We start from the raw sequence: 12482 nt of genomic DNA on the forward strand, positions 1-12482 counted from the left end.
GGACGGCGGCGCGCATTGCGCTCGACGAATCGTGATCCACGTGGCATCGTCCACCTCGACATGCCCCTCTGCCCAATTCTTTCCACCCTTCAATGCGTGGCCCGCATGGCCGGCGCGGCCAGTGTGGCCGTAGCGATCGCCGCGTGCATGGCCTCGCCACCGCCTGCACCAGACCCGAGTGCGCTGTCATCCGCTCGCATCGCCGAAATCGTGGCGAGCCCGGATCGCAGCGACGCCGACCGCGTCAACGACAGGCGGCGCAAGCCGCAGGAGATGTTGACGTTCATCGGCGTACGTCCGGGAATGACGGCCCTCGACTTGAGCGCCGCCGGGGGCTACACGACCGAGTTGATCGCGCGCGCCGTCGGCCCAGCCGGCCGCGTCTACGGCCAAAGCCCACCGCGCCCGCCGGCGAGCAGGCCGGCGCAGCCCGAAGGTGCAGCAATGCCGATGGCGACGGGTGCCACTCCTGCCCCCAGCGGCGGACCACGACCATCGCCGGTCGCGCTGGCGGAACGCGCAAAGAATCCGAACGCGGGAAACATCGTCGCCATCGTGCGTCCCTTCGAGGACCCGGCACCACCGGATTGCGCGTCGAACTGCCTCGACCTCGTCACGCTCATGTTCAATTACCACGACTTCGGCCACATGGGGGTCGACCGCGCGGCGGTGAACCGTGCGGTGTTCGCGGCGCTGAAGCCAGGCGGAATGTATGTGATCGCAGACCATTCGGGGCGCCCAGGCACCGGCATCTCCGAATCAGGAACGCTTCATCGCATCGAGGAAGCATTCCTGCGCGCGGAAGTCGAGCAGGCTGGTTTCAAGCAGGTTGCCGAAGGCAACTTCTTGCGCAATCCCTCAGACCCACGCGACCGCAACACGCCGGATCCGCCGCAACCAAAGGACGAATTTGTACTCAAGTTCGTCAAACCCTGACGCAGGGTCGTTTCGCTGTCGTCGGACCCACCAAGCGACGTGAATTTTCATTCGACCGTCGCTCCAGATCGCTTCACGACTTCAGCCCACTTGACGCGTTCGGACAGGATGTACTTCGTGAGCTCCTCGGGTGTCGAGCCGATCGGCTTGACGCCATCCGACGCGAAGCGCTCGCGCAGCTCCTTGGATTGAAGCGCGGCCACCGAGCCGTCGTGCAGGCGCTTGACGATCTCCGGCGGCGTGCCGTGCGGGGCAAGCAGCGCATACCAGACGCCGGACTCGTAGCCCGGCACGCCGGCTTCCGCGATCGTCGGGACATCCGGCAACGCCGGCGAGCGCTGGCTCGACGACACGGCGAGAACCCTGATCTTGCCTGCCTTGATCTGCGCGCTGCCGGTCCCATAGCTCACGAACATCGCTTGCACGTTGCCTGAAAGCAGGTCGGTCAGCGCCGCGCCGCCGCCCTTGTAGGGCACGTGAACCAGATCGATCCCGGCCATCGACTTGAGCAGTTCCATCGACAGGTGCAGGCCGCTGCCGTTGCCTGTTGACGCATAGGACATGCCGCCGGGCTTCGACTTCGCAAGCTTGATGAACTCGGCCAGGTTCTTCACCGGTAGCGATGCGTTGACTGCGAGGAAATACGGGGCCGACCCCAACAGCGTGACCGGCACGAAGTCCGTGAGCGCGTCGTAGCGCAGCTTCGGATACAGGGCCTGGTTGATGGCGAGCTGCGAGGTGAGGGCGAGCACCACCGAGTACCCATCGGCCGGCGACTGAGCCACGTACTCCATGCCGATGTTGCCGCCTGCGCCGCCGCGGTTGTCGATGTAGAACGAGCCGCCGAGTTGCTTGCCCAGTTCCTGCGACAGCGGGCGGCCCACCACATCGCCACCGCCGCCGGGCGAGTAGGGCACGACGATGCGCACCGGTTTGTCCGGGTAGGGCGCGGCCATGGCCGACAGCGAAACGGCCAGCGTCGCGAGCAGCGACAGAAGTCTCTTCATGATGTTGTCTCCGGGTTCGAGGCGGTGGTTGTGGATGAAGCCGATGCGCGATCCGCGATCGCCGCGACGGCGGAATCGAGTTGCGTCTCGGCGAGCGCCAGGTGGGCGCGGCGCGATTGCGTCCATGCAAGATCGACGGCGAGTTCTTCGCGCTGCCGGGCAAGCATCCGCTCCACCTCTGCGATCTGCGGGCCACCCTTCCCCTTGCGGCCGAAGACCATGTACTCGGGGCTCGTGACTTCGGCGAAGGCTTGCGCGTCCAGTGGAAAGGCCTGCGAGGCTGCGGTCTCGTAGATGCGCGCGGCTTCGGCGTAGGGAATCTCGCGCAGGCCGAGGTGGCGCGAGCGGCCGTAGTCTGTCAGTGCCGATGCGAAGTGATGGCCGATACGAAACGGGACATCCGCGCGCTGCAGCAATGCATCGGCGATCTCCGTCGCGGTCGAATAGTCCGCTTGGACTTCGGCGAGCGCGCGTTCCTTGTCGACGACGAGGCCGCCAAGGACCTTGCGCAGGAGCTCGAAGAGCGCCAGCGCGCGTGCGCTCGGCACCGGGTCGTAGGCCCGGTAGTCGAACATGCCGCTGCGCACGTTGTGCGCCAGAAGCGATACGGCCTGCATATCGCCCAGAAGCATGCTGCTCTGCACGCGCAGTTGTTCCAGCGCGGCCGGATTGCGCTTCTGCGGCATGATGCTGCTGACCCCCACGAGTTCGCCTCGCTGCAGGGTCATCCACGGTGCCGGCGCCGCGTACTGCGCATGAAGATCCTGCGCGAACTGTCCGATCTGCACGGCCGCGATGCCGAGTGCTGCTGCCACCTCCAGGGCGGTGTCGACGGGCGCGAAATGGTTCGCGTCGTAGGCGTTCTCGACCAGGCCATCGAACCCCAGCAGCGAAGCGAGGCGGTCGCGTTCGAGCGCGAAGCTCGATGTCGCCAGCGCCGCGGAACCGAGCGGCCCTTGGTTGACGTGCGCGTACGCCGCCTGCAGGCGGGACGCGCTGCGGGTCAGCGCGCCATTCATGCCCAGCAGGTAGTGGGCGAGGGTCGTGGGTTGGGCCTGCACGCCGTGCGTGTACGCCGGCACGACGGTGCGTGTGTGCTGTTCGGCAAGAGAGAGCAGGGCCTGTCGGACGCGGACGAGGGCATCGCATTCGTCGATCAAGCCGCCTCGCAGATTCATGCGCGCGATGGTTGCCGAGATGTCCTGCCGGCTGCGGCCGCAATGCAGTCGCGAGGCATCGGCGCCCACGATGGCCAACAGCTTCGGTTCGTAGTCGAGGTAGTCGGCGGACCACTGCCGCGGACCGGCCCGCTCGGACCGGATCAGCGCGAGGATGCCCGCCGCGATACGGCTCGCGACGTCCTCAGAAACGATGCCCGCCTCGGCCAGCGCGACGATGGAAGCCTTGTTGATCTGGTCGAGGTACTCGACCGAGCGCCCGCCGCCGCGGAAATTCGCGTTCACGTCATGGGGCTCGGCTGTTGGTTGCGCGTTTTTCATGGGAGGAATGCCTTGATGACCGAGATTCTTGGCGTCGAAGACCATTGTGTAAAATGAATATTTAGGCCGCCTTCATTGCCTTGAAGGAATACTGGAGAAGCATTGCCGATCACCTTCCAGCAACTCCAATGCGTGCGCCAGGTGGTCGACAGCGGCTTCAGCGTGTCGCGCGCGGCCGAATCGCTGCACACGACGCAGCCTGGCGTCAGCAAGATGATTCGTGCGCTCGAAAAGGAGATCGGCGTCGAGCTCTTCGTGCGGTCCGGCAACCGCCTGACGGCACTGACCGAGCCCGGCAAGGAAGCGCTCTCGCTATGTGCGCGGGTCCTGCAGGATGCGCAGGCTCTCCGGCGCCTGAAGCAGGACCTGCCCGCCGACAGCGAAGGCACCTTGCGCGTGGGGACAACGCACATCCATGCGCGCTATTCGCTGATCGACGTCACACGCCGATTCCTTGCCTTGTATCCGCAGGTGAAGCTCGAGTTCACCGTGGGCCCGCCGTCCCAGATCCTGACGGGCCTGACGGCGGGAACGATCGACATCGGCCTGTGCACCCTGCCGGAATCGATGCCCAAGGGCGTTGTCTCGGTGAAGGCCTATGACATCGACCGGTGTCTCATCGTGCCGCCACGCCACCCCCTCTTGAAAATGAGCAAGCAGGGGAAGCTGACGATGGAGCAGATCGCGCGATGGCCCCTCATCACCTATGACTCCACCTTCACATCGGGGTCGGTGGTCCAGGGCGAATTCCGCAGGCGCGGGATCACGCCCTGGATCGTGATGCGGGCCATGGACGCCAGCATCATCAAGGCCTACGTCGCCGCCGGGGTGGGCGTTGCGGTGCTTCAGAAGATGGCGTTCAACGCTGCGCTGGACAAGGACCTGCGCGCCTTGGCAGTCGACCATCTGTTTCCTTCGTCCAGCGCGATGATCAGCCTGAGACGGGATCACCTGCTGAAGAAGTTCGCGTTCGACTTCATCCAGATGGTTGCGCCCGAATGGTCGCGGGAGGCGATCGATGCGCAGCTTCTCTAAGGATTCAGCTCCAAGGGGCGAGGCCACCGATCAACGGCAGCGGTGACGCGCTCACAAGGCGTGCGTGACCAATCTGAATTCGGGGTCATCGGGGAAAGGCTTGACCGTGAAGCCCAGCCGGCGCACGAGCTTGAGCATCTCGGCGTTCTCCGACAGGACAAGGCCCTGAATCTCTGCCAATCCCTTGTCCCGCGCCACCTCGATGATGCTTTCGAGCAGGCGTGAACCGAGGCCTTGGCCCTTGTAGTCGTCCGCCACCACCAGCGAGAACTCGCAGGTGGACCGGTCGGGGTTGCTGAAGTAGCGCGAGACGGCAACGATCCGTTCCTTGTCGGCCGCGGAACCCTCCGGTGACGCAGCGCGTTCCCGCACGACGGCGACCAGCGCCATCTCCCGGTCGTAGTCGATGAGCGTGAAGCGCGAGAGCATCGCAGGCGGAAGCTCATGGAAGCGGGAGACGAAGCGGAACCAGCGGCTCTCCGGCGAGAGCTTCTGCACCATGGCCTGAAGCATCTGCGCATCGTCCGGATGCACGGGGCGCACCGTGCAGCTCGTTCCGTCGCGCAGCGGCCATTCCCGGCGGTAGCGCGACGGGTAAGGCAGGATCGCCAGGTGCTGGTAGTCGGTCCCTACGCCGCCGATGGGCGACCGAGCGCGGCCGATCACGACCCGGGCATCGACGGCGACACAGCCCGACTCATCCACGATGATGGGATTGATGTCCATCTCGCGCAGCTCGGGCAGCTCGCAGACCATCTCGGACACGCGCAGCAGCACATGTTCGAGAGCCTCCACGTCGGCCGCACCCGCGCCTCGCCATGCGTCCAGCGTCTCGGCCACGCGGGAGCGCTCGATCAGGCTGCGTGCCAGGAACTGGTTCAGCGGCGGCAATTCCATCGCGCGGTCGTCCATCAGCTCGATCATGGTGCCGCCAGCGCCGAAGACGATGACGGGACCGAAGGGATCGTCCGTCACCACCCCGACATGGACCTCGCGGCCGCGCCTGGCGCGCACCATGGGTTGGACCGTCACCCCATTGATGCGCGCGCCGGGATCGAGCTGCGACACCCGTTCCACGATGCTCAGGTAGGTGTCGCGCGCACCCGCCGCATTCATGACATTGAGCGCCACGCCGTCGACGTCCGACTTGTGGGCGACGTCCGGCGAATCGATCTTGAGGGCGACGGGGAACCCGAGCTGGGTCGCGATCATCATCGCCTCGTTGGCACTGCGCGCGAGCAGCGTGCGCGTGATCGGAATGTGAAAGGAGGACAGCAGCGCCTTCGATTCCATCTCGGTCAGGACCTGGCGGCGCTCCGACAGCACGCTCTCGATCAGCAGCCGCGCGCCTTCGACGTCGGGCTTGGCCAGGGCCGAGAGCGGTGGCGGCGTCTGCTGCAGCAGTTGCTGGTTGCGGTAGAAGGTCGCGATGTTGCCGAAGGCGCCGACGGCTGCCTCGGGTGTCCGGAAGCTCGGGATGCCTGCCTGTGCCAGCACCGTCCTGCCGGCCGACACGGACGCGTCGCCCATCCAGCAGGCCAGCAGGGGCTTGCTCATCGGACGGGGGAGCGCGGCCAGCGCCTGTGCAACAGCCACCGGCTCGCATCCTGTTTTCGGCGAGAAGATCACCAGCACGCCTGCGATCTCCGGGTCTTCCGAGGCTGCGTCGATCGCTGCGCGGAAATCCGCCGGCTGCGCTTCCTCGGACAGATCGATCACATCGGCAAGGGAGGCATTCGCGGGGAGCTTGGGCTGGAGCCGCAGCCGCGAAGCCGCCGACAGCTTGCCCAGCTGCAGGCCGATTTCGTTGACCCAGTCCGCCGCGAGCACGCCGGGGCCGCCGCCGTTGGAGACGATCGCCAGGCGCCGGCCGACCGGCCGGTAACGCGAAGCCAGGCACTTGGCCGCCGAGAAGAGTTCGACGAAGGACCGCACCCGGACGGCGCCGGCCCGCCGCAGCGCGGCATCGAACACTTCGTCGCTGCCGACGATCGACGCGCTGTGCGTATGGGCTGCCTCGTTGCCGGCAGGCTTGCGGCCGGCCTTCAGCACGATCACCGGCTTGGCGTGGGAAGCCGAGCGAAGTGCACTCATGAAGTGGCGCGCATTCGAGATGCCTTCGAGGTGGACGATGATGCTGTGGCTGGCGGCATCGTCCGCGAAGAAATCGAGCACCTGGGCGATGTCGACGCAGGTGTGCGGCCCCAGCGAAACCACGCTGGAGAAGCCGACCTCGTTCTGTCGCGCCCAGTCGAGCATCGACGCGGTCAGGGCGCCCGACTGGGCGGCCAGCGCCAGCGGTCCTTGCTTGGCGAGGGGGCCGGCAACGCTGGCGTCGAGCTGCAGTGAAGGCCGCTGGAAGCCGGCCGAATTGGGCCCGAGCAGCTGGATGCCGTCGCGCCGCGCGATCCGGCGCAGCGAGGCGGCCTGTTCCGCGCCCACGCCCGCCGAGATGACCAGCGCCGCGCGGCAGCGAATGCGGCCGGCGACTTCGAGGGCGGCCTCGATTTCGGCGGCAGGCAGCGCGATGATCGCGAGATCGGCCCGGGTCTGCGCCAGGTCGGCCAGCGTGCCGGATGTATCGATGTCGAGGAAATGCAGCGTGCCGGAAAACCGGGTGGCGGTCAGTGCTTTGCGCAGGGCCTGGGACGGGCTGCCCGGCGCGGCTTTTCCGGCGGGACTGGCGAAAACCACGATCGATTGCGGCGCGAGCAACGGTGCCAGGTAGTGCTTGTCCATACGCTGTAGTCTGCACCCATCAGGACCCTGCACGCTGCAACCAGCGCGGCCCAGCATCGTCAGAGACTTGATCTGGCGCAAGTCAACCTGCTCACGGGTGGCGAACATTGGCGAATCCAGACATTCGCCCGGAGGGCACCATGAAGAATCTTCTCCACGTCGGCGCAGCCATGCGGATGGCGCTGCAATGAAGGCGTTCATATTCATTGCCGCGACCTTCATCGCGACCCTGATCCTGGTCGCCGCCGGATTGGAGGAGGCGCCTCAGGGGCCCCGTGTCGGATGGTTCGGGGTGTCCCAGCAGCCATGAGATCCCGGCGCTGCGGGCCTTGGCCGCAGCATCGGTGCTGCCGGCGGAGGTGACGGAACGGTAAAAACCCGAAGCGACAAGGCCGGCCGGAGTGAGTTCAATGCGCAGAACGACAACTGACCCGCCGCGCGGGAGAGGAGATGGCGATGTTGGCTCACCGAGTGCTCCGGATCATCTGGCCGGCCTTCCTGGCCGCCTGCATGCTCGAACTGCTGGTGTTCGCGTTCGTGGACCCGATGGAGCTGCAGTGGGCGAACGATGCGCTCGGCGGGTCGCGTCAGGCGGTGTACGCCGCCGCCTTCTTCGCCTTCTGGGTGGTCAGCGCGGGCGCCTGCTTCCTCGCGACGCTCCTGCACCCCAAGCCCGACGAGGTCAACGGCGCGGGCGAAGGCCGCCTCACCGCCTAGCCAGCCGGACGAGAGATCGTTCCGCAGAAGACGGTTCGGGCGCGCGGCGTGCGCCGGTCTCGACCGCGGCCCACCATGCGTCGAAGAGACACCGACGTCTTGCACGCGATGGATGGGCGACATCTCCCGGGCGGTCTCGGCATCCAACCGCAGGCGATCGTTGAGCGTGGTGTCGCGCAGCGGCGCCAGGTCGTAGATGCCGCTGATGGCCCAGACCCCGCGAACGCGGCCCGGCTGTACTCATCTTCTTGGAGGGCGAACGAGTCCTGACATGCCGGAGCAGGTCGCGGCAGACTGCTCCCACTGAAACACAAGGACATCAGATGACTTTGGCAATGAGTTGGGACGAATGGGCCGCGCACGATGCGCTGGGCCTGGCCGAGAGAGTGCGCAAGGGCGAGGTGAGCAGCGCCGAACTGGCACGCCAGGCGGCGGCCGGCATCGAGATGACCAATCCGGCGCTCAGCGCCGTGGTCGAAGTGTTCGAGGACGTGGTGGCCGACCCCCTCAAGGACGGGCTGAACCCACAAGGCCCCTTCGCGGGCGTGCCCTTCCTGATGAAGGACCTGGGCCCCACGCTCAAGGGCCGGCTGCAGGAGCAGGGCTCGCTCTTCATGCGCGGCAATCGTCCCACCGAGGACGCGTGGCTCACGCAGCAGATGCGCCGCGCGGGCCTGAACCTGATGGGCCGCACCACCACACCGGAGTTCGGCGTCTGCAGCTCGGCCGAGAACCCGGCCCTCTACGTCACCCGCAACCCGTGGAATACCGACTACACCACCTGCGGGTCTTCCGCCGGAACGGCGGCCATGGTGGCGGCCGGCGTGGTGCCCATGTCGCATGCCACCGATGGCGGCGGCTCGATCCGCATCCCGGCCGGCTTCAACGGCAACATCGGCCTCAAGCCCTCGCGCGGCGTGTTCTCGATCGGGCCCAAGCTGTCCGACATCACCGGCTACGTGTCCATACAAGGCTGCCACAGCCGCACGGTGCGCGACACCGCGGCCTTCGTCGATGCCTGCCGCGGCGGCGCGCCGGGCGAGTTCATGCCCTACTGGACGGCGCCCGAGCCCTACGGCGAGCTGATCCGCAAGGACCCGCGGCCGCTGCGCATCGCGCTCTCGCACGAATGGGGCGACTACCGCGCCACGCCGCACATCGCCGCCGAGCTCGAGAAGGCCGGCCGCTTCCTCGAAGGGCTGGGCCACCGTGTGGCGTGGGCGCTGCCGCAGGCCGACCTGCGCGCGGCCTTCCGTGCGCAGACCACCTGCTACATCAGCAACTTCGCCCAGGTCATCAACGGCCTCTTGGCCTCGCGCGGCCTCGAACGGCCGCCGGCCGAGCTGATCGAGCCGATCAACATCCGCATCTGGGAGGCGGGCAAGGACCTCTCGTACGCCGAGCGCTACCAGATGCAGGCAGTGTTCAACAGCACCGCCCGCGCCTTCGGCGCCTTCTTCGAGGACTGGGACATCATCCTCACGCCGATCACCGCGCTGCCCACGCCGCGCGTCGGAACCACCGAGTACCTCACCACCAGCGACAACCCCGACGTGCTGGACTGGTTCGAAAACCTCTGGAAGTTCTTCGCCTACACCCCGCTGTCGAACCTGTGCGGCATCCCCGCGATCTCGCTGCCGATGGCGCAGCAGGAAAACGGGCTGCCCTTCGGCATCCACGCGCAGGCGAAGCAGGCGAACGACGGCCTGCTGCTGCAGCTCGCGGCGCAGATCGAGCGTGCACTGGGCGGGCGCTGGAACGACGGCCGCCGTCCCGGCGTGCACGTCACGGCGGCCTGAAGCTCACAGCTCCTGGTGGGAGACCTGCAGGGCTTCCAGGAAGGTGGCGGCCAACCGCGAGGCGGAGGACGAGCGCCGCGAGATCGCGACGAACCGAACCTCGTACATGCATGCCGGATACGCAATGCGCCGGATCAGCCCCGCGTTCTCGAAACCCTCGGCGTAGTGGTCCGGAAGGAAGCCGAGGTAGCACCCCGACAGGATCAGCGAGACGATCGCCTCCTGATCGCTCGCGACGGCCTTGCGCTGCAGGTGGAAGCGATGCGTCGCCTCCATGTTCGGCGAGTGGAAGGCCAGGCCCGCGTAGTCGTACTCCCGGAGGTCCTCCGCAGGCAGCTCGGCGGATGCGCCGTACAGCGGGTGTTGTCGTCCGCAGTAGAGGTACATCGACTCGCCGAAGAGGTCGACGTATTCGAGGCTGTCGGAGCGCCGGTGATCGGGCACGATGCCGACGTGGAGCCGGCCGTCGATCACGCCGGATTCGATGTCCTGCAGCGTGCCCACCGAGGCGTCGATCAACACGTCCGGCGCCTGTCTGCGGAAGTGCCGGATCGCCTCGCTGATGCGCGCCTCTGGATTGGTCGAGGTCTTGTCGAACAGACCGACCGATAGCGTGCCGACCAGTTCGGCATGCATGTCGTGCACCCCGCTGCGGAATGACTCCATCGCGCCCAGCAGCTGCAGGGCCGATTCGTGGATCCGCTGGCCGTCCGGCGTCAGCGCAAAGCCGGCGCGGCCCCGGCGGCACAGCACGAGCCCGAGCCGCTCCTCGAGCTCCTTGATGTGCCGGCTGATGGTCGAACGGCCGATGTTGAGTTCGAGTTCGGCAGCGGCGAGACCCCCGCACGCCACGACCGTCTTGAAGATGCGCAGGAGCCGGATGTCGATGTCGCTGACCTGCCCCAGGAGCGCTTTCTTGACCATGAATAAGTTTCAGTTCTTTGAACGTGAACTGGCAATGAAGGCAGTTTACTGAAACCGAAGGGCTCTCCAGAATTTGCCGCTCCATCTTTTCCCCCGAGCAAACCCATGGACCTCAGCGACCTCCCGCGCAACGTCGTCAGCGAGCAGCAGCTCAATGCCTACTGGATGCCCTTCACCGGCAATCGGCAGTTCAAGAAGGATCCGCGGCTTCTCGTCGAAGCCGACGGCTGCTACTACCGCGACGCACGCGGCCGCCGTGTGTTCGATGGCCTGTCGGGACTCTGGACCTGTGGCCTGGGGCATCGGCGCGCGGAGATCGTGCAGGCGGTGAGCCATCAGGTGGCCGAGATGGACTATGCGCCGCCGTTCCAGTTCGGCCATCCCCTGGCCTTCCGGCTGGCCGAGCAGATCGTCTCGAAGATGCCCGTGGGGCTCGATCATGTGTTCTTCGTCGGCTCGGGTTCGGAAGCGGCCGACACCTCGCTCAAGCTGGCCCGTGCCTACTGGCGCGCCAAGGGCCAGGCCGGCAAGACGCGACTGATCGGCCGCGAGAAGGGCTACCACGGCGTGAACTTCGGCGGCATCTCGGTGGGCGGCATCGCCGGCAATCGCAAGACCTTCGGGCAGGGCGTCGAAGCCGACCACCTGCCCCACACGCAGCCGGCGCCGGGCACCTTCGCGAAGGGCATGCCGGCCGAGGGCGGCGAGGCGCTGGCCGACCGCCTGCTGGACCTGATCGCGCTGCACGACGCCTCGAACATCGCGGCCGTGATCGTCGAGCCCTTCTCGGGCTCGGCGGGCGTGGTGATCCCGCCGGTGGGCTACCTCAAGCGCCTGCGCGAGATCTGCACGCAGAACAACATCCTCCTGATCTTCGACGAGGTCATCACCGGCTTCGGACGCGCCGGCGCGTGGTCCGGCGCGGAGGCCTTCGGCGTGACGCCGGACATCCTCAACTTCGCCAAGCAGGTGACCAACGGCGTGATCCCGATGGGCGGCATCGTGGCGAGCAAGGAGATCCACGACACCTTCATGGCCGCGGGCGGCGACGACTACGCGATCGAGTTTCCGCACGGCTACACCTATTCCGCGCACCCGGTGGCCTGTGCGGCGGGGCTCGCGACGCTTGACGTCCTCGAGAAGGAACAGATGCCGGCGCGGGTGCGCGAGCTGGCGCCGTACTTCGAGTCCGCGGTGCATCAGCTCAGGGGTTCGAAGCACGTGCGGGATATCCGCAACTTCGGTCTCGCGGCTGGCCTGACGATCGACCCCCTGCCGGGCGAACCCGCACGGCGGCCGTTCGAGATCGCGATGCGCTGCTGGGAGAAGGGCTTCTACGTGCGCTTCGGCGGGGACACGATCCAGCTCGCGCCGCCCTTCGTCAGCACCCGATCGCAGATCGATGCGCTGGTCAATGCCCTGGGAGAAGCGCTGAACGAGCAGCGCTGACCCCATCCGACTTTCATTCGACCGATCTCGAGAATTCCACTCATGAAGAACACCATCGCCGCCATCGACCACTACATCCAGGGCCGCGTCGTGGCCAATAGCTCCGGCCGCACGCAGGACGTTTTCAATCCCGCGACCGGTGCGATCACCGGCCGTACCGGCCTCGCTGCAGCCGACCAGGTGAATGCCGCCGTGGCTGCCGCGCAAGCCGCGTTTCCCGCCTGGGCCGACACGCCGCCGATCCGCCGGGCGCGCGTGATGTTCAAGTTCCTCGAGCTGCTCAACAAGCACCGCGACGAGCTCGCGCACCTGATCACCGCCGAGCACGGCAAGGTCTTCACCGATGCGCAGGGCGAAGTCACGCGCGGCATCGACAT

General features: G+C 66.8%; 10 protein-coding genes. 6 read left to right on the top strand and 4 right to left on the bottom strand.

Annotation, left to right across the window (positions count from 1 at the left end; genetic code table 11):
• The first annotated feature begins 105 nt into the window (after positions 1–105).
• Positions 106–936, top strand: a complete 831-nt coding sequence (locus BLW05_RS33060) for a class I SAM-dependent methyltransferase (protein ID WP_256330620.1) — start codon at positions 106–108, stop codon at positions 934–936.
• A gap of 47 nt (positions 937–983) precedes the next feature.
• Here BLW05_RS33060 and BLW05_RS33065 read toward each other — a convergent pair whose 3' ends face one another.
• A complete protein-coding gene (locus BLW05_RS33065; RefSeq protein WP_093168773.1) occupies positions 984–1943 on the bottom strand; it encodes a Bug family tripartite tricarboxylate transporter substrate binding protein in 960 nt (319 codons plus the stop codon).
• A complete protein-coding gene (locus BLW05_RS33070; RefSeq protein WP_177142916.1) occupies positions 1940–3442 on the bottom strand; it encodes an argininosuccinate lyase in 1503 nt (500 codons plus the stop codon). The genes BLW05_RS33065 and BLW05_RS33070 overlap by 4 nt, the downstream gene beginning before the upstream one ends.
• 102 nt (positions 3443–3544) lie before the next feature.
• Here BLW05_RS33070 and BLW05_RS33075 point away from each other — a divergent pair, with 102 nt between their 5' ends.
• Positions 3545–4477: a LysR substrate-binding domain-containing protein gene (locus BLW05_RS33075; RefSeq protein WP_256330621.1), complete on the top strand. Its 933-nt coding sequence runs from the start codon at positions 3545–3547 to the stop codon at positions 4475–4477.
• A 51-nt stretch (positions 4478–4528) separates the two neighbouring features.
• Here BLW05_RS33075 and BLW05_RS33080 read toward each other — a convergent pair whose 3' ends face one another.
• Positions 4529–7216 carry a bifunctional acetate--CoA ligase family protein/GNAT family N-acetyltransferase gene (locus tag BLW05_RS33080; RefSeq protein WP_093168777.1) on the bottom strand — a complete coding sequence of 896 codons (2688 nt, stop codon included), beginning with the start codon at positions 7214–7216 and terminating at the stop codon, positions 4529–4531.
• Positions 7217–7672: 456 nt separating this feature from the next.
• Here BLW05_RS33080 and BLW05_RS33085 point away from each other — a divergent pair, with 456 nt between their 5' ends.
• Complete coding sequence (locus BLW05_RS33085; protein WP_093168779.1) at positions 7673–7933, top strand: hypothetical protein; 261 nt, start codon at positions 7673–7675, stop codon at positions 7931–7933.
• A 323-nt stretch (positions 7934–8256) separates the two neighbouring features.
• A complete protein-coding gene (locus BLW05_RS33090) occupies positions 8257–9732 on the top strand; it encodes an amidase (protein ID WP_093168781.1) in 1476 nt (491 codons plus the stop codon).
• A gap of 3 nt (positions 9733–9735) precedes the next feature.
• Here BLW05_RS33090 and BLW05_RS33095 read toward each other — a convergent pair whose 3' ends face one another.
• Complete coding sequence (locus BLW05_RS33095) at positions 9736–10656, bottom strand: LysR family transcriptional regulator (protein WP_093168783.1); 921 nt, start codon at positions 10654–10656, stop codon at positions 9736–9738.
• 105 nt (positions 10657–10761) lie between these two features.
• Between BLW05_RS33095 and BLW05_RS33100 the strand changes: the two genes are divergently transcribed.
• Together BLW05_RS33100 and BLW05_RS33105 are read left to right on the top strand one after the other, a co-directional pair.
• A complete protein-coding gene (locus BLW05_RS33100) occupies positions 10762–12105 on the top strand; it encodes an omega-aminotransferase AptA (protein WP_093168785.1) in 1344 nt (447 codons plus the stop codon).
• Positions 12106–12147: 42 nt separating this feature from the next.
• On the top strand, positions 12148–12482 hold a 335-nt coding region (locus BLW05_RS33105; RefSeq protein ID WP_143045006.1), incomplete at its 3' end, for an aldehyde dehydrogenase family protein.

The sequence above is a fragment of the Variovorax sp. YR216 genome (genome assembly GCF_900107745.1).
Lineage (GTDB): Bacteria > Pseudomonadota > Gammaproteobacteria > Burkholderiales > Burkholderiaceae_C > Variovorax.

Bases quoted from the DNA above. Each gene is read 5' to 3' on its own strand.
- BLW05_RS33060 (WP_256330620.1), top strand. From the start codon at position 106: ATGGCCGGCGCGGCCAGTGTGGCCGTAGCGATCGCCGCGTGCATGGCC.
- BLW05_RS33065 (WP_093168773.1), bottom strand. From the start codon at position 1,943: ATGAAGAGACTTCTGTCGCTGCTCGCGACGCTGGCCGTTTCGCTGTCG.
- BLW05_RS33070 (WP_177142916.1), bottom strand. From the start codon at position 3,442: ATGAAAAACGCGCAACCAACAGCCGAGCCCCATGACGTGAACGCGAAT.
- BLW05_RS33080 (WP_093168777.1), bottom strand. From the start codon at position 7,216: ATGGACAAGCACTACCTGGCACCGTTGCTCGCGCCGCAATCGATCGTG.
- BLW05_RS33085 (WP_093168779.1), top strand. From the start codon at position 7,673: ATGTTGGCTCACCGAGTGCTCCGGATCATCTGGCCGGCCTTCCTGGCC.
- BLW05_RS33090 (WP_093168781.1), top strand. From the start codon at position 8,257: ATGACTTTGGCAATGAGTTGGGACGAATGGGCCGCGCACGATGCGCTG.
- BLW05_RS33095 (WP_093168783.1), bottom strand. From the start codon at position 10,656: ATGGTCAAGAAAGCGCTCCTGGGGCAGGTCAGCGACATCGACATCCGG.
- BLW05_RS33100 (WP_093168785.1), top strand. From the start codon at position 10,762: ATGGACCTCAGCGACCTCCCGCGCAACGTCGTCAGCGAGCAGCAGCTC.